This window comes from Alcaligenes sp. SMD-FA, assembly GCF_025960365.1.
Taxonomy (GTDB): Bacteria; Pseudomonadota; Gammaproteobacteria; order Burkholderiales; family Burkholderiaceae_B; genus Alcaligenes; species Alcaligenes aquatilis.
Map to the genome: position 1 here is coordinate 3,878,831 of NZ_CP110108.1, position 18,655 is coordinate 3,897,485.

General features: G+C 56.9%; 17 protein-coding genes and 1 pseudogene. 7 read left to right on the plus strand and 11 right to left on the minus strand.

Annotated features, from left to right (window positions below; all coding sequences use genetic code 11):
* Nucleotides 1-2: 2 nt before the first annotated feature.
* Both hutI and OKX01_RS17910 read left to right on the plus strand, forming a co-directional pair.
* Nucleotides 3-1,232, plus strand: coding sequence for an imidazolonepropionase (gene hutI / locus OKX01_RS17905; protein ID WP_108728362.1), 1,230 nt, complete (start codon nucleotides 3-5; stop codon nucleotides 1,230-1,232).
* Nucleotides 1,229-2,650: a formimidoylglutamate deiminase gene (locus OKX01_RS17910; protein WP_249460516.1), complete on the plus strand. Its 1,422-nt coding sequence runs from the start codon at nucleotides 1,229-1,231 to the stop codon at nucleotides 2,648-2,650. The genes hutI and OKX01_RS17910 overlap by 4 nt, the downstream gene beginning before the upstream one ends.
* A gap of 11 nt (nucleotides 2,651-2,661) precedes the next feature.
* Here OKX01_RS17910 and OKX01_RS17915 read toward each other — a convergent pair whose 3' ends face one another.
* The 4 genes and pseudogenes from OKX01_RS17915 to hutU all read right to left on the minus strand — a co-directional run bounded on the left by OKX01_RS17915 (nucleotide 2,662) and on the right by hutU (nucleotide 6,971).
* Nucleotides 2,662-2,964, minus strand: a complete 303-nt coding sequence (locus OKX01_RS17915; protein WP_035269706.1) for a helix-turn-helix domain-containing protein — start codon at nucleotides 2,962-2,964, stop codon at nucleotides 2,662-2,664.
* A pseudogene (locus OKX01_RS17920) lies at nucleotides 2,951-3,331 on the minus strand (type II toxin-antitoxin system RelE/ParE family toxin); the annotation flags it as partial. The pseudogene OKX01_RS17920 and the gene OKX01_RS17915, both read right to left, overlap by 14 nt.
* Before the next feature lie 370 nt (nucleotides 3,332-3,701).
* Nucleotides 3,702-5,237, minus strand: a complete 1,536-nt coding sequence (hutH, locus tag OKX01_RS17925) for a histidine ammonia-lyase (RefSeq protein ID WP_121739908.1) — start codon at nucleotides 5,235-5,237, stop codon at nucleotides 3,702-3,704.
* Nucleotides 5,238-5,255: 18 nt separating this feature from the next.
* Nucleotides 5,256-6,971, minus strand: coding sequence for a urocanate hydratase (hutU, locus tag OKX01_RS17930; protein WP_264672203.1), 1,716 nt, complete (start codon nucleotides 6,969-6,971; stop codon nucleotides 5,256-5,258).
* 285 nt (nucleotides 6,972-7,256) lie between these two features.
* Between hutU and hutC the strand changes: the two genes are divergently transcribed.
* Entirely contained in the window at nucleotides 7,257-7,988 is a 732-nt protein-coding gene (gene hutC / locus OKX01_RS17935; protein ID WP_094198084.1) for a histidine utilization repressor, read from the plus strand.
* A gap of 161 nt (nucleotides 7,989-8,149) precedes the next feature.
* Here hutC and OKX01_RS17940 read toward each other — a convergent pair whose 3' ends face one another.
* Nucleotides 8,150-9,013, minus strand: a complete 864-nt coding sequence (locus OKX01_RS17940) for an AraC family transcriptional regulator (protein WP_230019421.1) — start codon at nucleotides 9,011-9,013, stop codon at nucleotides 8,150-8,152.
* Nucleotides 9,014-9,145: 132 nt separating this feature from the next.
* Here OKX01_RS17940 and OKX01_RS17945 point away from each other — a divergent pair, with 132 nt between their 5' ends.
* Nucleotides 9,146-9,700 carry a GNAT family N-acetyltransferase gene (locus tag OKX01_RS17945; RefSeq protein WP_264672204.1) on the plus strand — a complete coding sequence of 185 codons (555 nt, stop codon included), beginning with the start codon at nucleotides 9,146-9,148 and terminating at the stop codon, nucleotides 9,698-9,700.
* 256 nt (nucleotides 9,701-9,956) lie between these two features.
* Here OKX01_RS17945 and OKX01_RS17950 read toward each other — a convergent pair whose 3' ends face one another.
* Complete coding sequence (locus OKX01_RS17950; protein WP_264672205.1) at nucleotides 9,957-10,448, minus strand: DUF2938 domain-containing protein; 492 nt, start codon at nucleotides 10,446-10,448, stop codon at nucleotides 9,957-9,959.
* A gap of 80 nt (nucleotides 10,449-10,528) precedes the next feature.
* Here OKX01_RS17950 and OKX01_RS17955 point away from each other — a divergent pair, with 80 nt between their 5' ends.
* Both OKX01_RS17955 and cml read left to right on the plus strand, forming a co-directional pair.
* Nucleotides 10,529-10,969, plus strand: a complete 441-nt coding sequence (locus OKX01_RS17955) for a helix-turn-helix domain-containing protein (RefSeq protein ID WP_108728353.1) — start codon at nucleotides 10,529-10,531, stop codon at nucleotides 10,967-10,969.
* Nucleotides 10,970-11,278: 309 nt separating this feature from the next.
* Nucleotides 11,279-12,478 (plus strand): CmlA/FloR family chloramphenicol efflux MFS transporter, encoded by a 1,200-nt coding sequence (gene cml, locus OKX01_RS17960; protein WP_264672206.1) that lies wholly within the window; start codon nucleotides 11,279-11,281, stop codon nucleotides 12,476-12,478.
* A 265-nt stretch (nucleotides 12,479-12,743) separates the two neighbouring features.
* On the opposite strand, the gene OKX01_RS17965 is transcribed toward cml, so the two are convergent.
* Genes OKX01_RS17965 through OKX01_RS17975 form a run of 3 tightly spaced genes read right to left on the minus strand, consistent with a single transcriptional unit; the run spans nucleotide 12,744 to nucleotide 14,930 of the window.
* Nucleotides 12,744-13,244, minus strand: a complete 501-nt coding sequence (locus OKX01_RS17965) for a GNAT family N-acetyltransferase (RefSeq protein WP_108728351.1) — start codon at nucleotides 13,242-13,244, stop codon at nucleotides 12,744-12,746.
* 18 nt (nucleotides 13,245-13,262) lie between these two features.
* Nucleotides 13,263-14,294 carry an LLM class oxidoreductase gene (locus OKX01_RS17970; RefSeq protein WP_264672207.1) on the minus strand — a complete coding sequence of 344 codons (1,032 nt, stop codon included), beginning with the start codon at nucleotides 14,292-14,294 and terminating at the stop codon, nucleotides 13,263-13,265.
* A 12-nt stretch (nucleotides 14,295-14,306) separates the two neighbouring features.
* Nucleotides 14,307-14,930 carry a glutathione S-transferase family protein gene (locus OKX01_RS17975; RefSeq protein ID WP_230019426.1) on the minus strand — a complete coding sequence of 208 codons (624 nt, stop codon included), beginning with the start codon at nucleotides 14,928-14,930 and terminating at the stop codon, nucleotides 14,307-14,309.
* A 145-nt stretch (nucleotides 14,931-15,075) separates the two neighbouring features.
* Between OKX01_RS17975 and gcvA the strand changes: the two genes are divergently transcribed.
* Nucleotides 15,076-15,960 carry a transcriptional regulator GcvA gene (gcvA, locus tag OKX01_RS17980; RefSeq protein WP_264672208.1) on the plus strand — a complete coding sequence of 295 codons (885 nt, stop codon included), beginning with the start codon at nucleotides 15,076-15,078 and terminating at the stop codon, nucleotides 15,958-15,960.
* Nucleotides 15,961-16,246: 286 nt separating this feature from the next.
* Here the strand turns inward: gcvA and OKX01_RS17985 are convergent, their stop codons facing one another.
* Both OKX01_RS17985 and OKX01_RS17990 read right to left on the minus strand, forming a co-directional pair.
* Entirely contained in the window at nucleotides 16,247-17,449 is a 1,203-nt protein-coding gene (locus OKX01_RS17985) for an FAD-binding oxidoreductase (RefSeq protein WP_264672209.1), read from the minus strand.
* A 5-nt stretch (nucleotides 17,450-17,454) separates the two neighbouring features.
* Complete coding sequence (locus OKX01_RS17990; RefSeq protein ID WP_264672210.1) at nucleotides 17,455-18,498, minus strand: aromatic ring-hydroxylating dioxygenase subunit alpha; 1,044 nt, start codon at nucleotides 18,496-18,498, stop codon at nucleotides 17,455-17,457.
* Nucleotides 18,499-18,655: the final 157 nt, after the last annotated feature.

The following is an 18,655-nucleotide window of genomic DNA, read 5'->3' on the forward strand; positions in this document are numbered from 1 at the left end:
CCATGCGCTACACACTTTGGACTGATTTACGCTTGGCCCCCAACGCCGACCCCGAGCAAGTCATTGAAGATGCCTGCCTGGTCGAACAGGCAGGCCGTATCGCCTGGATGGGCCCGCGCCATGCTCTGCCCGCACAGTGGCAGCAAGCCACAGAAGAACACAGGCTGGGAAACCGCTGGGTCACTCCAGGCCTGATCGATTGCCACACTCATCTGGTTTACGGCGATAACCGCGCCCAGGAATTTGCCTTGCGGCTGGCAGGGGCCTCCTATGAAGACATCGCCCGTCAGGGCGGGGGCATTGTGTCCTCCGTTAACGCCACCCGCTCCTTGAGCGAGGACGAACTGCTGGCCCAGGCCCTGCGTCGTCTGGATGCTTTGCTGGACGAAGGCGTCACCGCGATCGAAATCAAATCCGGCTACGGCCTGAATCTGGAGAGCGAGCGCAAGATGCTGCGTGTGGCCCGTCGTCTGGGTGAGTTACGTCCGGTAACCGTACGTACCACCTTTTTAGGGGCCCATGCCCTGCCCCCTGAATTTGCCGGGCAAACCGATGCCTATCTGGATCTGGTGTGCGATCACATGCTGCCCACGCTGGCACAAGAAGGACTGATCGATGCGGTTGACGTCTTTTGCGAGCGCATTGCCTTTGATTTGAAGCAGTCCGAGCGCGTCCTGAAAGCAGCCCAAGACCTGGGCCTGCCCGTCAAAATGCACGCCGAACAGCTCTCCAACCTGGGCGGTACAGAAATGGCAGCACGCTACCACGCCCTGTCTACCGATCATCTGGAATATCTGGATGAGGCCGGTGTCATCGCCATGAAACAAGCAGGAACCGTGGCCGTACTCCTGCCCGGTGCCTACTACTTCCTGCGTGAAACTCAGTTACCCCCTATCGGATTGCTACGTAAACACGGCGTGCCCATGGCCCTGTCCACCGACAGCAACCCCGGTACCTCCCCCTGTGCTTCCCTATTACTGATGCTGAATATGGGCAGCACGCTTTTCAAGCTGACAGTCCCTGAGGCCCTGGCAGGTGTCACCCGCCATGCTGCCAAAGCCCTGGGTGCCCCGAATATCAGCGGTGAATTGAGTATCGGGGCCCGCGCCGACTTTGTTGCCTGGGATATAGACTCCCTGCCCGAGCTGGTCTACTGGATGGGCCTGCCACGCTGTGCCCTGGTCGTGTACCAAGGAATCATCAGCCGTGACCTGCGTAAGGAATCACCATGACTATTCTGCGGCACTACGATGCGCTCTGGGCCCCCTGGGCCTATCTGGACAGCCAATGGCAAGCCAATGTACTGCTGCGCTGGGACCGGGACGGTACGCTGACGCATGTTCTCCCCGAAGCCAACCAACAAGACATAGACACCGCAGGCTCCGTATATAAGGCACTGGGCGCCGCACTGCCGGGCATGCCCAATCTGCATTCACACGCTTTTCAAAGCGCCATGAGCGGGCTGACTGAATTCCGGGGACAAGGCCAGGACAGTTTCTGGAGCTGGCGTGACCTGATGTACCGCTTCGCCGCCCGTCTGGAACCCGAGCACATGCAGGCCATTGCCCATTGGCTCTATATACAGATGCTAAAAGCAGGCTACACCAGCGTGTGCGAATTCCACTACCTGCATCACCAGCGCGACGGCCAAAATTACGCGCCCATAAGTCTGCTGGCCCAAGGCGTCATGGAGGCGGCCAGCGCCAGCGGACTGGCCATTACCCTGCTGCCCGTGCTGTATCAGTACAGCAATTTCGGCAGTCAGGCTCCCCGCCAGGATCAACAACGCTTTTTGAATAGCCCCACACAGTTGCTGTACCTGCTGGAGTCCTTGCACTCCAGCCACCCGTTGAATGCTGACCGGCGTTACGGTATTGCGCCCCACTCCCTGCGCGCCACCAATATTGCTTCCATCAATACCCTGATCGACGGCCTGCACAGCCTGCCATCACGCCACCCGATTCACATCCACATTGCCGAGCAAATGGCCGAAGTGCTGGCCTGCCAGGACGTCAAAGGCTGCAGCCCGGTGGCTTATCTGTATGACAACTTCAACGTGGACGAACGCTGGTGTCTGGTCCACGCCACTCATATCGACGAGCAAGAGCGCAAGCAAATTGCCCGCAGCGGTGCCGTAGCCGGCTTGTGCCTGACCACCGAAGCCAATCTGGGCGATGGCCTGTTCCCCGCCGCCGCCTTTCTGGCCGAGCATGGTCATATGGGTATAGGCTCGGACAGCCATATCTGCGTGGACTGGCGCGCCGAGCTACGCTTGCTGGAATATGGTCAACGATTAATCAGCCAGCAACGCAATGTGCTGACTTCACCCCAACAGCCTTTTGTGGCGGACTACGTGTTTGAGACCTGCACGCGCGGCGGCGCACAAGCATCCGGACGAGCCAGCGGGCAACTCAGCCCCGGCCATCAGGCGGATTTAATGGTGATTGATCTGGAACACTCCAGTCTGGCGGGGCTGGACAGTCAACATTGGCTGTCAGCTCTGGTCTTTTCCGAGCGCGCCCACGCCAACCCGATTCGTGATGTATTCGTCAGCGGTAAAGCCTGTGTGGCAGACGGCCATCATCCGCAAGAAGAAGCGGCCTTTGCCGCCTATCAAGAAACGCTGAGTAGTCTACTGAACAAGGCTTAGGTACAAAAAAATCAGATAATGGCCTGTAAGCCCTTGTCGGCAATGATGTTCAGCAACTTGAGCGCCGGGCCGGTAGGATGGGTTTCACCTTGCTCCCACTTGCGTATGGTCGATGCCGTGGTATGCAAATAAAGCGCAAATACCGGTTGGCTGAACTTCAAGCCTTCTCGCAGCCGCTTGATGTCGGCTGCATCGAACTCCCGAACTGGCGGCGGACAAATCGCGTCAAACTCGCGCATCGTCACCTTGCCAATCGCTCCTGCCTCCTGGAGCGCCGCCAGGTCGCCGCGTAGCGATTCGATGATCTTGCTCACAATGCACCTCCAATAACACGTCAGCCTGCAATGCATTAAACAAGGCTTCAGGGGACAAACCCAAGAACACCTTACCGACAAATTGCAGCGCTTTCTTCTCATCCTGCGTGATGTTCCCCTTGTCGCTCTTGGAGAACCCATGCAAGAACACATAACGGCTACCTATTCTGGCCGAAAGCAAGCTGCGATAGCCGCCGCTTTTGCCACCACCAGGGCGAGCTACCCGCTTCTTGTATAAGGCGCCCCCCAAGTCCACATCGATCAAACCGCTTTCCATCTCATGAACTGCCTTGCACAAGGCAATATCGGGCAGCTTCTCGGCCGCCTGCCATCGTGCAAAGTCTTTGCGCTTGAGAACGCACGTCATATCGACCTCCAAACTATACCCGTATCGGATACACTTATCAATCTCTCGCCGTGGAACAACCGATTCACCACCCGCTCAGCCACATTCCACGCCTCGTTATGAACATAGCGCATACCGTGCCTGCCTACGTATGGGACGCAGCAGCAGCCGTAGCATTCAGCGTGGACTTGTGCCGGCAGGGTGTAGTCCAGCGAAATGCAATGCTGGAGTCGTCGTGAAGCCCCCCCCCACGCTACGCCTTCGGCTTGCTGCCCCCGAGGGGGAGCTTTTTGTCTTGGGGCGGCCCGGCGACAAAAAAATCCCCGGCTTGGTGATCCAGGCCAGGGACAAGTTCGTGGAGACAAAAACAATCAGCAGTACTTCATGAAAACTAAAACAGATCCGCCGCCGTCGCTGCCAAGCTTTCGTCCAGCACCAAGGCTTTCAGGGCCTCGATATCGGGAGCCAGATAACGGTCCTGATCGTAGAAAGGAACGGCCTGACGAATCGCATCCTGCACCTTCTTCAAACGCGCCGAAGTCAGCAAAGGCGCATGAAAATCAATGCCCTGTGCCGCACACAACAATTCAATTGCCACAATCGCAGCCGTGTTCTGTGCCATGTCTTCCAGCCTGCGCGCCGCAAAGGTTGCCATGCTGACGTGATCTTCCTGATTCGCCGAAGTCGGCAAGCTATCCACACTGGCGGGATGGGCCAGCGACTTGTTTTCCGAGGCCAAAGCCGCCGCCGTCACATGGGCAATCATGAAGCCCGAATTCAGGCCTGCGGACGGCACCAGGAACGGAGGCAGTCCGGAGATGCTGGCATCAATCAGCAAGGCGACTCGACGCTCTGCCAAGGCCCCCATTTCAGCAATGGCCAGAGCCAAACCATCGGCGGCAAACGCGACCGGCTCGGCATGGAAGTTGCCGCCTGAAAGCACCTGATCCGGCTCGCCATCCTTACCGGGGAACACCAGTGGGTTATCCGTGACGGCATTGGCTTCGGTCAGCAAGGCACGTTCGTTTTGCGTGATCAGATCCTGAATCGCGCCCATGACCTGGGGCTGGCAACGCAAGCTGTAGGGGTCCTGCACCTTGTTGTCATTGTCCCGGTGCGACTGACGAATCTGGCTGCCGGCAAGCAGTTCCCTATACAGGCGGGCCGCGTAAATCTGTCCTGGCTGCCCACGCACCTCATGGATACGCGGATCAAAAGGCGCATCACTGCCTTTGGCGGCGTCCACGCTTAAGGCACCGGCCAGAATCGCATTGCGGAACAAGGTCTGGGCGCGGAACAGGCCGTTCAGTGCCAGGGCCGTAGACACTTGCGTGCCATTGATCAGCGCCAACCCTTCCTTGGCAGCCAGCACAATCGGGGTGATACCGGCCTTGGCCAAAGCCTGCTGGGCCGGCATCCATTCACCCTGCCACTTGGCTTGTCCTTCACCGATCAGGGTCAGTGTCATATGCGACAAAGGTGCCAAATCGCCCGATGCGCCCACGGAACCCTTGGACGGAATGAAAGGCACCACGCCCGCATTCAAAATATTCAGCAAGGTCGTGACCACATGCGAGCGAATACCCGAAAATCCCCGTGCCAGACTGGCGATTTTCATAGCCATGATCAAGCGCGCAACCGCATCGGACACCGGCTCACCCACTCCCACGGAGTGCGACAAAATCAGGTTCTTTTGCAACTGCTCCAGATCGTGGTCGGGAATGCGTTGCTGGGCCAATTTGCCAAAACCGGTATTGATGCCATAGGCGGGATTACCTTCACGGATAATCTTGGCCACAATGGCCGAGGACGCATCCATGGCCCCGATCGCCTCTGGCGGCAGAGTCAGAACAGTCGGTTCCTGCCAGATTTGGCGCAGTTGTGCCAAGGTCAGTGCGCCGGGAGAAAGTTCGATACGCTTGCTCATTTATCTGTCCTGTTGTTCTTACTTGATCATGGGCAATGTCAGCCCGAAACTCTTGGCCGTTTGAATCGCCAGCTCGTAGCCTGCATCCGCATGACGCATCACACCACTGGCGCAATCGTTAATCAAGACCCGCTCCAGACGGGCCGCCGCCTGCTCGCTACCGTCGGCCACAATCACCATACCCGCGTGCTGGCTGTAGCCCATACCCACCCCGCCCCCGTGGTGCAGCGAAACCCAACTCGCCCCGCCTGCGGTATTCAACAAGGCATTGAGCAAAGGCCAGTCCGACACGGCATCCGTGCCATCACGCATACTTTCAGTTTCGCGATTGGGGCTGGCCACCGAGCCGGTATCGAGGTGGTCACGACCAATCACAATTGGCGCTTTCAACTCGCCGTTACGCACCATTTCATTAAAGGCCAGACCGGCGCGATGACGCTCGCCCAGCCCCAGCCAGCAAATTCGTGCAGGCAGGCCCTGGAAAGCAATGCGTTCCTGCGCCATGTCCAGCCAGCGATGCACGTGCTGATTGTCCGGAAACAGCTCTTTGATTTTTTGATCGGTTTTGTAGATGTCTTCCGGGTCGCCCGACAAGGCCACCCAGCGGAATGGGCCTTTGCCCTCACAAAACAAGGGGCGAATATAGGCGGGCACAAAACCGGGAAAGTCAAAGGCATTGGCCACGCCTTCATCAAACGCGACTTGGCGAATGTTATTGCCGTAGTCCACAACCGGAATACCCATTTTCTGGAAATCCAGCATGGCCTGCACATGGACCACGCAAGACTTGGCAGCCGCTTGCTGAATACGAGCATGTTGAGCGGGATCTTGCTGCGCCGCCTGCCACTGCTCCACCGTCCAACCCGAAGGCAAATAGCCATTGAGCAAATCGTGGGCGGAGGTCTGGTCCGTGACCAGATCAGGTTTCAAACCACCGGCTTGGGCGCGTCGCACCAGCTCAGGCAGCACGTCAGCCGCATTGCCCAGTAAGCCAATCGACACGGCCTCCTTGGCGGCCGTGTGCTGAGCAATCAGCTCCAGCGCATGGTCCAGATCCCGCGCCTGCTTATCCAAATAACGAGTCTGCAAACGGAAGTCAATACGGCTTTGCTTGCATTCAATCGTCAGCGATACCGCTCCAGCAAAGGTCGCGGCCAAAGGCTGCGCACCGCCCATGCCTCCCAGGCCAGCGGTCAGAATCCAGCGCCCGGCCAGCGAACCACCAAAATGCTGACGGCCTGCCTCGGCAAACGTCTCGTAGGTGCCTTGCACAATGCCCTGGCTGCCAATGTAGATCCAGCTACCTGCCGTCATCTGTCCGTACATGAACAAACCGGCCTGATCCAGCTCGTGAAACTTTTCCCACGTGGCCCATTTGGGCACCAGATTCGAGTTGGCCAGCAACACACGCGGTGCATCGCTATGCGTACGGAATACGCCCACCGGCTTGCCGGACTGAATCAGCAAGGTCTGGTCATCCTCCAGTTCGCGCAAGCTGGCCAGAATCTGGTCGTAGCACTCCCAGTTCCGGGCTGCACGCCCAATGCCGCCGTATACCACCAGATGTTGCGGATTCTCGGCCACGGCTGGATCCAGATTGTTCTGAATCATGCGGTATGCGGCTTCCGCCACCCAGTTTTTGCAACTAAGCTGTGTCCCCGTGGGGGCATGAATCTGCCGCGCAGGATCGAAACGAGGATCTTGGCGGGCCGCCGAAGTGTGATGATCTGGCATGGTGATGTCCTCCGTCTGAGGTGTCTCTGGGTACGCGCTGGTTCTATCTGGCAGGCTGCTCCACACACTGATGGCAGGCCCAGGCGCCGACAAAACAACGGTTTTCTTGTAAGCTCACGTCAATGTATAGTCATTTTTTCAAGTTGTCTATACATATACCAAGCAGAGTCTTGCATAAGCTCATGACCGTGAGCATGGCTTCACTCACTGCCCAGTTCACGACCTTAAGTCTGGTCTGCGCGAGGCCCTTTTGAGTGTGGACACGTCCTACAGGAAAGCATAAGAATGGATGCCCCCCAGACGAGCAATACGCCCTCCGAATCGGCGTTACCCGCCTACCTGCAAATCAAAAATTTTGTGCTGGAAAAAATCCAATCCGGCCAATGGCGCGAAGGCGATCTGATTCCCACCGAACTGGCTTTATGCGAGCAGTTTGGTGTGTCACGCATGACGGTCAACCGCGCTCTACGTGAACTGACCACCGACAAGTTGCTGGTCCGCATCAAAGGCTCGGGCACCTATGTGGCGCAGCCCAAATTCCAGTCCACCTTGATCGAGATACGCAGCATCGCGCAGGACATACGGGAGCGCGGCCACCAACATAGCTGTCAGGTGCTGAGCGTAGAGCGGCTGCAGGCCAGCCCGGCTCAAGCGCGCTTGTATGGCATTGCACCGGGCTCAGCCCTGTTTCATTCCATTATTGTTCATGCAGAAAATGGCTTGCCCATCCAATATGAAGATCGTCTGGTGGATGCGCACATGGCCCCAGATTACATGGAGCAGGATTGGAGCCAGATCACGCCTAACGAGTATCTGCTGCGGGTTGCCCCCTTGCCGACCGGCTTTTACAGCATTGAAGTGCTGGTGCCTCCCGCCAGAATCGCACAAGCCCTGCACATGAAAGAGCAGCAGCCCTGTTTGGTGATGGACCGCCGCACCTTCTCCAGCGAGCAGTTCACGACTCACGCAAGACTGTGGCACCCTGGCGACCGCTATAAATTCACCGGCAAAATGTAGGCTGTAAACCTGCTCCGCCTGGAGTTTGAGTCCCAAACGCATCGATCAGGCGGACAGACTTCTCGCCTTCCTGAGCCATACAACATCGCCATTTTCTTATCGTATTGACCAGGCACGACCCGCCCTTGAGCTGATCACTTGCAACCCCCACCTTCCCTCTATCAGCCTATTGCCACCACACCGGAACGGGCCTGCTCATGCTGGCGATAGCGGGTCAACGACAAGCCTGTGTGACGCTTGAAGTAACGGCATAGATACGAGGGATCCTCAAAACTCAACTGATCGGCAATCTGCCCGATTGCCAACTGACTGTAGGAAAGCAGCGCCTTGATCTCCAGAACCACCTGTCTGTCGATCAAGGCCTTGGGGCTGTCGTTGAAGAACTCTTTGCTCAGTTGGGAGAGGTAAAACGGCGTGATATTGAGCGCATCCGCATAAAACTTCACCTCTCTGTGCTTTCGACATTGCTGGCCTACCAGCTCCCAGAAACGCCAGCTGATCATTTCCTTGCGGCTGAACGACTGGCTACCCTGGTATTCGGACGGAATCTGCTCGGCAATACGCAGAAAGAAGTTCTGCAGCTGATTACGCAGCATGATGTGTTGATACCGCCCTCGGGCCTGCACAATCTGGCGCAGTTGCACCAGCCATGCGGCCAGCAAAGCCCGATCCTTTTGCAGGGGCACACACAAGGGATTGTCGTGCAGGAACACAAACAGGGAATTGGGCAGCGGATAAGCCACTTCTGACGCCAGGTTCTTGGGCATCAACAGGAAAAACACCTTGAAGCCTTGCGAGCGTCGTTTCAGCAAGGTCATCGTATCTTCGGCCAGCACCAGCACATCATGGGTACGTACGACCTGATCCTTGAAGTTCAGGCTGACCAGGGCGCGACCCGACAGGCAGATCATCAAGGTCATATAGGCATGACCAAAAGACAAAGGCATGCCCACGCCTTCGGACAGCGTTGTCTCGCCCGTCAGGCAGCCGTCTTGGGCGCTGAATAATTGTGGAATGTGATGCATGGGGCTGAACTGTCCTTGACTGGCTAACAACAGGCAAGACTTTCTAAAAGTACCGAAACTGCCAAGGTCCCGCTCTGTTCGTCAAACCCGCCAGCTTCTATTCTGTTTGCTGCTTGACCGTGAGTAAACAAAATGAAACTTCAAACAGAAAGACTTATTTTACGCCCCTGGCAGGACAGCGACGCCGAGGATCTGTACGAATACGCCAAAGATGAACGAGTCGGCCCGATTGCAGGTTGGCCGGTTCATACCAGCGTTGAGGAAAGTGCCGAAATTATCCGCACCGTTTTCAATATGCCCGAAGTGTATGCCGTCGTACACAAGGACAATGGCCGCGCCGTCGGTTGTATTGGCATTCTGATCGGCAAGTACAGCAACTTCGAGATCAGTGCAGAAGAAGGCGAAATTGCCTATTGGATTGGCGTCCCTTACTGGGGGCAAGGCTTGATCCCCGAGGCCGTGCGCGAAGTGATGCGACACGCTTTTGAAACGCTGAAACTGAAGGCCCTGTGGTGTGGCTACTTTGCCAACAATACCCAATCGCAAATTGCGCAAGCCAAGTGTGGCTTTCGCCATCATCACACCGAGGAAAACAAGTACAACCAGTTCCTGCAGGACTACCGGACTGAACACATCAGCCGTATTACGGTCCAGCAATGGCGGGCCTTGCCCAAACAACCGGCCTAATCCCAGCCATCATCCTCCGGTCAGTTGGAAGCGGCATCCTGGGACTGACTCACACACAAGAACAGCTCCTGGGCTTCTTCGATGCTTAATGTCAGACCCAAGCGTGTCTGCAGGCATTCAGCCCAGGATGCCACCCATCAGAAACTCGGCACTGCCCATGGCAAACAGGCTCAGGGCAAGCAGATAGACGCCAGACGGGATGGTTCCGGTAGTTTTCAGGCTACTCATGACAGATGTCCCAACAAATTACATCGCCTTAGGCCACTTGCTGGATCAGCAAGGCCGCAAAGTACATGCCCAGACCAAAAATTGCGTGTGTCAGCACGCTGCGCAAACGATTGATCCAAGGCGTAGGGGTACGCGATGCAGCCACTCCGGCACCCATGGCAGGCTGCATGACAAAAAAGGGCATCACCACCGTCACCGTGCCCACCATGACGGCGGGCAGCCAGCGGGGATCTTGCAGCCATGCGGTGCCATAGACCGCGACCAGCAAAAAGGCGAAAACAATGCCCACGGCATAGTGAATGAACCAGCCCAGGGCAGACTCCCCCGCAATCGGTTCAGCCTTGCCGATATGGCTGTGCGTAATCTGGCCACGCAGCAAATGTCCGGCCCAGCGGCCCACCATGGCGTAGTTCAGCGTAGCAACGCCCAGCGCTTTTTGAATCAAGCCCCAAATATCCATAAAAATGGTGGCTCCGACCCCAATCAGCATCACCTGCACCCACTCATTGATCGATAACATTGGCAATCCTTTCCGTTGATAAGCACCTTGTTTTGAGTGATCATAGAAGTTGAAGTCAACTTCAAGTCAATAGGTACACGATGGATATTTCAGAAGTCGCCAAACATACCGGCTTGCCCTCCTCCACCGTGCGTTATTACGAGAAGGAGGGCCTGATCAGCGCAGTCAGCGCCCCCGGTGAACGACGCCGTTTTACACCACAAGTGCTGGATCAACTGGCCTTGATTGCCCTGGGGCAAGCGGGTGGTTTATCGCTGGAAGAAATACGGGCCATGCTGCCTCCCGATGGGGCTCCGCAGGTAGACAGGCAATTGCTGCTGTCCAAGGCCGATCAACTGGATGCCACCATCAAGCGCCTGAAAGCCATGAGCGAAGGCTTGCGCCACGCTGCCCACTGCCCCGCCGCCAACCATACGCAATGCCCGACATTCCAGCGCTTGCTGAAAGCTGCCGCCATCCGGGTGAAGAAGAACAAGACCGGCAACTCCAGCGAGGCAGTGCGTCTTGCCAAAACCGGATAGGACAGAAACGCAACAGCCATACTGGGTTGAAGCTTCAAAGCCATAAAAACCTCCCCCTATAATGGGCAACTGCCGCAACAAGGCCATATACCCTCTTGGGGATTGCGCTGACCGGTACACGTACCGCATTTCGCCAACACCCCCCAGCAAATTATTTAAGTGAGGAGCCGTCTACATGACGAGCACTAAGTCAGCAACTGAATAAGCCGCAACAAGCTCTTATCTTGTTGCGGCGTTCTGTACTTCCAATCCCGCTGATTGATAACAAACAGACGCCGCCCGATTTCTTTTTCGAGTGGTAATTTTGTTATGTCTTCCTCACGCTCTTCCTGGGCTTTTACGCTGCCAGCCGCCTTGCTGCTGATGGCGCCCTTCGACATCCTCGCCTCCCTGGGGATGGATATTTACCTGCCCGTCGTCCCGGCCATGCCGGCGCTTCTGGGCACCAGCCCTGCCGTCATCCAACTAACCCTTAGCCTGTACATGCTGCTATTGGGTGCCGGGCAACTGATCTTTGGCCCCCTGTCGGATCGCATAGGCCGACGGCCTGTTTTGCTGACAGGGGCCGCCCTGTTCGTGCTGGCTTCAACAGCCGCCGCCCTGTCCAGCTCCGCCTGGGCTTTTGTGGGTTTTCGGGTGCTGCAAGCACTGGGGGCTTCGGCCACCCTTGTGGCCTTGTTTGCCACAGTGCGCGATGTCTATGCCGATCGCCCTGAAGGAGTAGTGATCTATAGCCTGTTCAGCTCCATCCTGGCTTTTGTCCCCGCCTTGGGGCCGATTGCCGGTGCTTTGATTGCCCGTGCAGGCGGGTGGCAGGCCATCTTCCTGAGTCTGGCTGGCATAGGACTGCTGGCCTGGATCCATGCACTGCTCAAATGGCCAGAAACGCGGCCTGCCAAACCAATACATTCACAACAGTCCGCACTGGCCGTACTCAAAAGCCCGGCCTTTTGGGTCTACACCCTGGGCTTCTCTACCGGGATGGGGACATTTTTTGTCTACTTCTCGACCGCGCCACGAGTCTTGATCGGACAAGCGGGCTATTCGGAAATGGGCTTTAGCCTGGCCTTTGCCAGTGTTGCCCTGGTGATGATTGCCACCACCCGCCTGTCCAAAGCCATTGTTGCTCGCTGGGGCACAGCCGGGAGCCTGAAACGCGGCATGGGCTTGATCGCCCTTGCCGTCCTGCTACTGGCAGCCGGACAACTCTGGCTGGATCCCTCCTTTGCCAGCTTCATCCTGCCCATGTGGCTGGCCGCCATTGGTATTGTGATGACCGTATCCGTCACCGCCAATGGCGCCTTGGCTCAATTCAACGACGTGGCCGGTTCCGCCGTGGCGATCTACTTTTGCGTGGAAAGCCTGATCGTTAGCGTGATCGGTACGTTGGCAGTGACCCTGTTGGATGGGGATACGGCGTGGCCGCTGGTGGTCTTTGGACTAGGAATGAGCAGTGTGGTTTTGCTGGCTTTGATGCTGCTGGAGGCAAGAATCAAACGCGAAGTTTGAAGATAAAAAAGGGAAGGCTTTCGATAAGTCTTCCCTTCATTTGGATCACCCGTCGTCACTTTTCATAAATAATTCCAGGAGCGAGCTATGGCGGACAATAAGGCAATCAAGCGTACCCATGTCCGTAATCCCAGCCCTTATGTGTTCTTAGGGCTGGGATTACGGACATTAAGTCTGCAAGTCGTCGGGTTTCTTCTAGCGAAATAGCCCGCAAAAGACTTGCGCGACAAACCATCACGCTCACCATCGAGCAGAACAGACACTCTCAGTTCTGTGTATCGCCAGCCTTCTCCAGATTCAAGTCATACGTCACCCACGCTGTTGCCTGAGCCAGACCATCGTACAGCCTCCGCGCCTGGGCATTGTCAGCCGCCGTGATCCAGCGCAGAAACGGCCAGCCTTGCTCCTTACCGGCTTGGGCGACGGCCTCAATCAAACGACGGCCCAGTCCGCTGCCTCGCTGTTCAGGAGATACAAACAAGTCATCCAGAAAGCCTGCTTCTTTGCCCAACAAAGGCTCCGGGAAAGGACGGTAATGCGCCAGGCCCAGCAACGCACCATCCGCCGTCGTTGCCACCTTGCCCTGCAAAGGATGCCGCGCATCCAGCAGCCAGGACCAGGTCCGAGCCAAGATATTTTCGTTCATGGGTTCTTTGTAAAACTCGGCATACTGCCGATACAGCCGCTCCCAGGCAGCCCGGTCTTGCGGCTGCAAATCCCGGATCTGAATACCATCGGCTCCGGGCTGTTCTGCACTGCTAGTCATGCTTGTATTCCCCTGTCGCTACCAAGCTGTTGCAAGGGCTGGCTGCTCCTGGTGAGAGGCAAAATGCGGCAGCACATATTCAGCCAGCTCCTGGACAATTTCCGCCGCCGGTCGCTGCGAAAACTGAATACCCAAAGCGGCATGATTCACACCCGCTGCCTGCCATTCCTCCAACAAGGTCATCAGCCCCTTGCGCCCGGTACGCAGTGTAAAGCCACCGCGCAAAGGGGTGCGTGGATAATCAGGGTCGTCCACCAAATCCAGCCACTCGTTGGTCATATGCGGACGAAAGCCGCCATCTGGAATCCGAGCGCGCCAGGCCCGAATTTTCGCAGCCAGCTTTTGCGGGCCCAGCGGCGTATGAGTCGCTTCCGGGTAGGTCAACCAACCATCGGCGTGTTCTGCAATCCATTCGGGCGACTGTCCCGAGGAACTGGTGACAATCAAAGGAATGGAACCATGCACGGGCTTGGGTAGCAGCTCTGCCGTATCAAAGCGGCCTAGCGGAGAGTCGATATTCAATTGCCCCGCTTGCGTTAACTGACGGAAGTAGCTGACAGCCTGCGCGAAACGCTCTGCCCGTTCGGCTCGCTCCACGCCATAGGCGGGAAACTCCACGGGCCTGTCCCCGGAAGCAATACCCAACACCAGGCGTCCGCCCGATAACTGGTCAATGGTGAAGGCGGATTTGGCCAGGTCGATCGGGTGACGCAAGGAGAAAATCGTACTGCCCGTGGCCAAGGCCACCCGCTTGGTGCGAGCAGCCAAAAAAGCCAGATAGGTAAAGGGGTCGAACACTTGCCCCGCATCCCCGAAGCTGTGGTCATACAAAGGCACGTCACGTACCCACACCGCCGCAAAATCCTGGCGGTCTATCTCCTCTACCAGCGCCGCCTGCCCAGCCAGCACACTCATATCGCCTTGATAAAAACGCAGGGGCAGAAAGATACCCATGGTCAGACAACCCGGCGCAAACATGCGGCTATAACCAGGATGAGTGGCAAAGGCAGGGAAAGATGAGCCTTGAGTCTGGCTTGTTTCAATCGTCATGATGTTTTCTCCTCAAGCGCCGGTAGCAGGTTCAGGCAAGGTGATGCCTTTACGAACGGCTGGGCGCTGGGCCACACGTTCATGCCAGGCGCTCATGTGCGGGTACTGGCTGAAATCAAAGTCGATAATTCGCGCAATATGCGTCCAGCCAAAATGCGCAATGTCGGCAATGGAGTAGTCCTGTCCTGCCAGATAAGGATGGTCTGCCAGACGTGTATCCAGCACGGTGAACAGATCATTCACCAGACGGCGGTAGCGCTCGATAGCGGCCGGAATCTTCTCCTGGGCGAACAGCTCGAAGTGTACGCGCTGGCCCAGAATCGGCCCCACGCTGGAGGAATGAAATTGCAGCCATTTGATCGTTTCCCAGCGTTGCTGGGGATCGTTTGAAAGCAATTGGCCGGTTTTCTCTGCCAAATACAACAAGATCGCGGCAGACTCGAACAGGACAATGCCCGTTTCATTGTCCTTCATCACCGGGATACGTCCATGCGGATTCAAGGCCAGAAACTGCGGCTGCTTATGCTCATTCGCATCAATACGCACATGATGCAGGCGATACGGTAGCGCCAGTTCTTCCAGAGCGATGGTTGCCTTAAAGCCGTTAGGCGAACTATCGGTGTACAGATCAATCATGGTGTGGCTCCCAAACAGCAAGTTCGCTCTTCTTTTGCATATAGATAAGCTAAACTTTAAAAACGATTCAGAAGCCCATTCTCCCAAGCTATACAGACAAAGAAAAACGATTAAATCTGCTTTAGAGATTTAGATAAACTAAACCATGAACCCTGTCTTTCCTTTGCAGGCTCTGCGCGCCTTTACCGAAGTCGGACGCCACGGCAGCATCAAGCTGGCCGCCCAGGCACTGGGCGTGACCTCGGGCGCAGTCAGCCAGCAAATCCGGCTGCTAGAAGATCGCTTGGGCGTCACACTGTTCGTGCGCAGCCACCACAAAATGAGCCTGAGCGAAGCAGGTGAACAGGTCTACCCTGTCCTGCTGACGGCGTTTGACCAGATCGAACAGGCCATGCACACGCTAGACGCCACCAAGCAGCGCAAGACACTGACAATCAGTACCGTGCCTTCCTTTGCCGCTTCCTGGCTGATTCCCCGGCTGGCCGACTTCAAGCAACAGCATCCTGATATCGAAATCCGTGTGGAGGCCTCCCCCACGCTGGTGGACCTGCGCCGCGACAACGTCGATATCGCCATTCGCCACGGCTTGGGCGTGTATCCCGGCTTGCAGGCCGAGCCCTTGATGGCCCCTGTCTTGCTGCCTGTAGCCAGCCCCGCCTTGCTGAAAGACAAACTGGCCATTCAGGAACCGGCGGATTGCCTGGCATGGCCATTGCTGCAGGATGCCGACCGGGCCGACTGGGCACTTTGGCTGTCTGCCAACGGGGTAAAGGACGATGCGCGCGCCGATCGCGGCACGGCTTTCGAGGATGATTACTTGCTGATTCGCGGTGCGATTGCGGGCCTGGGACTAGCCTTGATACCGCAGGAGTATGCGCAAGATGAAATCGCCGCAGGCCGCTTGGTGCAAGTGCTGGACAAGCCCTGGCCAGCCCGCTTTGCCTACTACCTGGTGACCTTGCCCAGTACGACGCAAAGAGCAGAGGTCCGTGCCTTTAGTGATTGGATCATTGAACAGGCACAGCTATAGCAAGGTCGCCAGGCTTCTTACTGCTGCTGCGGCTGTAGTAGTTGTTGTGATGGTAGTGGTAACAATGACGGCTATCTCAGAGCAGAAGGGAAAATAAAACAGCGCATGATCGCTTCCCCATCCAGCCTATGTAACACCACCACTTCAACAGTCCCGATATCACGCCCCCCTGCTCCAGACATCGAAAATCCGCCTGACTTCCAACAAGGAAGCATATGATTTTTTTTTGAAAAAAAACCCCGTCCCAACAGGACGGGGCAAACCTCAACAAGCAATTGAAAAACGCTTAGGGCAATTCCACGGCCACCGGGCCACGGGGACGGGAACAGCACAACAAGACTTTGCCCTCTGGCACCGGATCCAGAGGCTCTTCAAAATAATCAACCTCGCCCGATACCAGGGTACACATGCAGGTATTGCACAGGCCCGCCCGGCAATTGAAGTCCGGGCTCAAGCCCGTTTCTTCAGCCAGATCCAGCAAGGAAGGACAGTCCTCATGCCATTGAGCCTGACGGCCATCGGGCAGAAACGTCACGGTCTGCGTGGCAGCCGTGGCAGTTTCATCCACGACGGCGGGCGACTCCGGCTCTGACGCACTTGCAATCGCACTGCCAAGCACCTCAGGCCCTGCCCCTGACGGCTCTGGCTGAACAACGCTGGCCGCAACATCACCGGCCAAGGTGTTTTCCAGCACCGTCGCCGGACCAAAAAACTCATAGTGAATGCGCTCTCGCGCCACACCCAGGCTACGCAGCACACCGTAATTGCTCTGCATGAAGGCACTAGGCCCACACAGGTAAAACTCGTAATCATCCAGTGGCAGCCAATGCTGCAACTGCTCACGTGTAATCAGTCCCGCCACATGGTGCAAACCGGCTTGTTCATCATCTTCAGTCGGGTTGCGATAGCAGAAGTAAAGTTGCACACCCTCGCGTTGTGCGGCCAGTTCGCGCATTTCATCCGCAAAGGCATGCACCGTGCTGTTATCACAGGCATGGATCACAGACACCTTACGCTGACTGTGTTTAAGCAAACGATGCAACATAGCCAGCAAAGGGGTTTGGCCCACGCCACCGCTAAGCAGCACCACAGGCCGCTGGCTGCTTTCATCCAGCACAAACTCGCCCATCGGTCCGGCCGCGCTCAGCACATCGCCCGGCTGCACCTGTTGGTGCAGATAGGAGGAGGCCAAACCATCAGCCACGCTTAACCCTGCTGGGGCCTTCTCGTGCTTGACGGAAATGCGCAGTCGATCCGTGCAGTCGGGGTCCCCCGACACGCTGTAGTTGCGCAACACGGTTTGCCCGTCAATCTCCAGGCGAAACACCAGATACTGGCCCGGCTGATAAGACGGCACAACACCGTCCACCGGCTCCAGGACAAATGAAGTAATCACGTCACTTTCGCGCTGTTTTTCCAGTACGCGATAGGCCCGGAAACGGCGGCTGGCCGTGTTCTCGGTGGGCGCAGGCGATGCAGTCGTATTCATCACGCTCAAGCCGTCGTGGTCTCGCTGGTAACGGCTTGCTCGGCCTGAATCATCTGGCTGATCTTGCGACGGAAACGCAAGGGGCCGGAATCCAAGGGTAAATCCAAAGCGGCAGGACGCTCTTTCAGGGCCTTATGCACTTCTTCCAGAACCACTTTGTCTTCCAGGAAGGCGTGGCGCACGTCTTCGTTGAAAATCTTGGAAACGGCCTCGTCATCCGGGCTGAAATTACGCAGTTGGAACCAGAAGTAGCGGGTGTGATCTTCGTCGATAGGCGTCAGGAAGTTATAGGAGTCCATCAGGAAAACGTCCTGGTGGTACTCGCTGGGCTCTTCGGTGGCGGCACCGGCGGGCAGGAAGATAGCCTTGATCACGGCCAGCGATGGGAAACGCACTTCGTATTGCTGCTTACGGTCGCAATTGCCTTCAAATTTCACAAACTGCTTGTAAAACGGTGCAACTTCCACATTTTTGGACCAGCGCGAGACCGTCACGCCATGGTCCTCAACCTTGACGGTCAAGGGCAGGCCGATGATGTCAGGGCTACCAAAGGAGCTTTGGTGGACCCAGGACACGTGCGACGGGTCCAGCAAATTGTCGGTGACGTACAGGTAATTACAGTCCAGCTCCATGGCATCGCCACGGTTCACACCCCACTCGGGATTATCCCACTCGGGGATGTCGATCAGTTTGGACGGATCAGCCAACTCAGGGTCACCCATCCAGACCCAGACCAGACCAAAACGCTCCGTACAGGGGTAGCTGCGCACCACCGCACTTTTGGGGATTTGCGCCACACCGGGCGCTTTGGTACAGGAGCCGCTGCAATCAAACGTCAGGCCGTGATAGCCGCATTCCACCTGGTCGCCAATCAAACGGCCTTTGGACAAAGGCAGACGGCGGTGTGGACAGGAATCTTCCAGAGCGACTGGCTGACCGTCTTCACGGCGATACAGCACCAGGTTTTCGCTAAGCATACGCACGGGCAGCAAGCTGCGACCGAGCTGCGTAGCCAATGCGCCTACATACCAGGCATTGCGTACAAACATGATTTACCCCCAACTCTGAATGCGGTGCATGAAGGCTGAACGAGCCCATTCATGCTCTCTTGTCTTTGAAGCGCTCCGACCTGCTGGCCAGGGCTTCTGCGCCACTGTGCGGGAACACCTAGAGCACCGTATCAATCTGGCCCCGCTTGAGCTCGCC

What these genes read in the sequence shown, in the direction of transcription:
- hutI (WP_108728362.1), top strand. Translation starts at nt 3, where the DNA reads ATGCGCTACACACTTTGGACTGATTTACGCTTGGCCCCCAACGCCGAC.
- OKX01_RS17910 (WP_249460516.1), top strand. Translation starts at nt 1,229, where the DNA reads ATGACTATTCTGCGGCACTACGATGCGCTCTGGGCCCCCTGGGCCTAT.
- hutH (WP_121739908.1), bottom strand. Translation starts at nt 5,237, where the DNA reads ATGAGCAAGCGTATCGAACTTTCTCCCGGCGCACTGACCTTGGCACAA.
- hutU (WP_264672203.1), bottom strand. Translation starts at nt 6,971, where the DNA reads ATGCCAGATCATCACACTTCGGCGGCCCGCCAAGATCCTCGTTTCGAT.
- hutC (WP_094198084.1), top strand. Translation starts at nt 7,257, where the DNA reads ATGGATGCCCCCCAGACGAGCAATACGCCCTCCGAATCGGCGTTACCC.
- OKX01_RS17940 (WP_230019421.1), bottom strand. Translation starts at nt 9,013, where the DNA reads ATGCATCACATTCCACAATTATTCAGCGCCCAAGACGGCTGCCTGACG.
- OKX01_RS17945 (WP_264672204.1), top strand. Translation starts at nt 9,146, where the DNA reads ATGAAACTTCAAACAGAAAGACTTATTTTACGCCCCTGGCAGGACAGC.
- OKX01_RS17950 (WP_264672205.1), bottom strand. Translation starts at nt 10,448, where the DNA reads ATGTTATCGATCAATGAGTGGGTGCAGGTGATGCTGATTGGGGTCGGA.
- OKX01_RS17955 (WP_108728353.1), top strand. Translation starts at nt 10,529, where the DNA reads ATGGATATTTCAGAAGTCGCCAAACATACCGGCTTGCCCTCCTCCACC.
- cml (WP_264672206.1), top strand. Translation starts at nt 11,279, where the DNA reads ATGTCTTCCTCACGCTCTTCCTGGGCTTTTACGCTGCCAGCCGCCTTG.
- OKX01_RS17965 (WP_108728351.1), bottom strand. Translation starts at nt 13,244, where the DNA reads ATGACTAGCAGTGCAGAACAGCCCGGAGCCGATGGTATTCAGATCCGG.
- OKX01_RS17970 (WP_264672207.1), bottom strand. Translation starts at nt 14,294, where the DNA reads ATGACGATTGAAACAAGCCAGACTCAAGGCTCATCTTTCCCTGCCTTT.
- OKX01_RS17975 (WP_230019426.1), bottom strand. Translation starts at nt 14,930, where the DNA reads ATGATTGATCTGTACACCGATAGTTCGCCTAACGGCTTTAAGGCAACC.
- gcvA (WP_264672208.1), top strand. Translation starts at nt 15,076, where the DNA reads ATGAACCCTGTCTTTCCTTTGCAGGCTCTGCGCGCCTTTACCGAAGTC.
- OKX01_RS17985 (WP_264672209.1), bottom strand. Translation starts at nt 17,449, where the DNA reads ATGAATACGACTGCATCGCCTGCGCCCACCGAGAACACGGCCAGCCGC.
- OKX01_RS17990 (WP_264672210.1), bottom strand. Translation starts at nt 18,498, where the DNA reads ATGTTTGTACGCAATGCCTGGTATGTAGGCGCATTGGCTACGCAGCTC.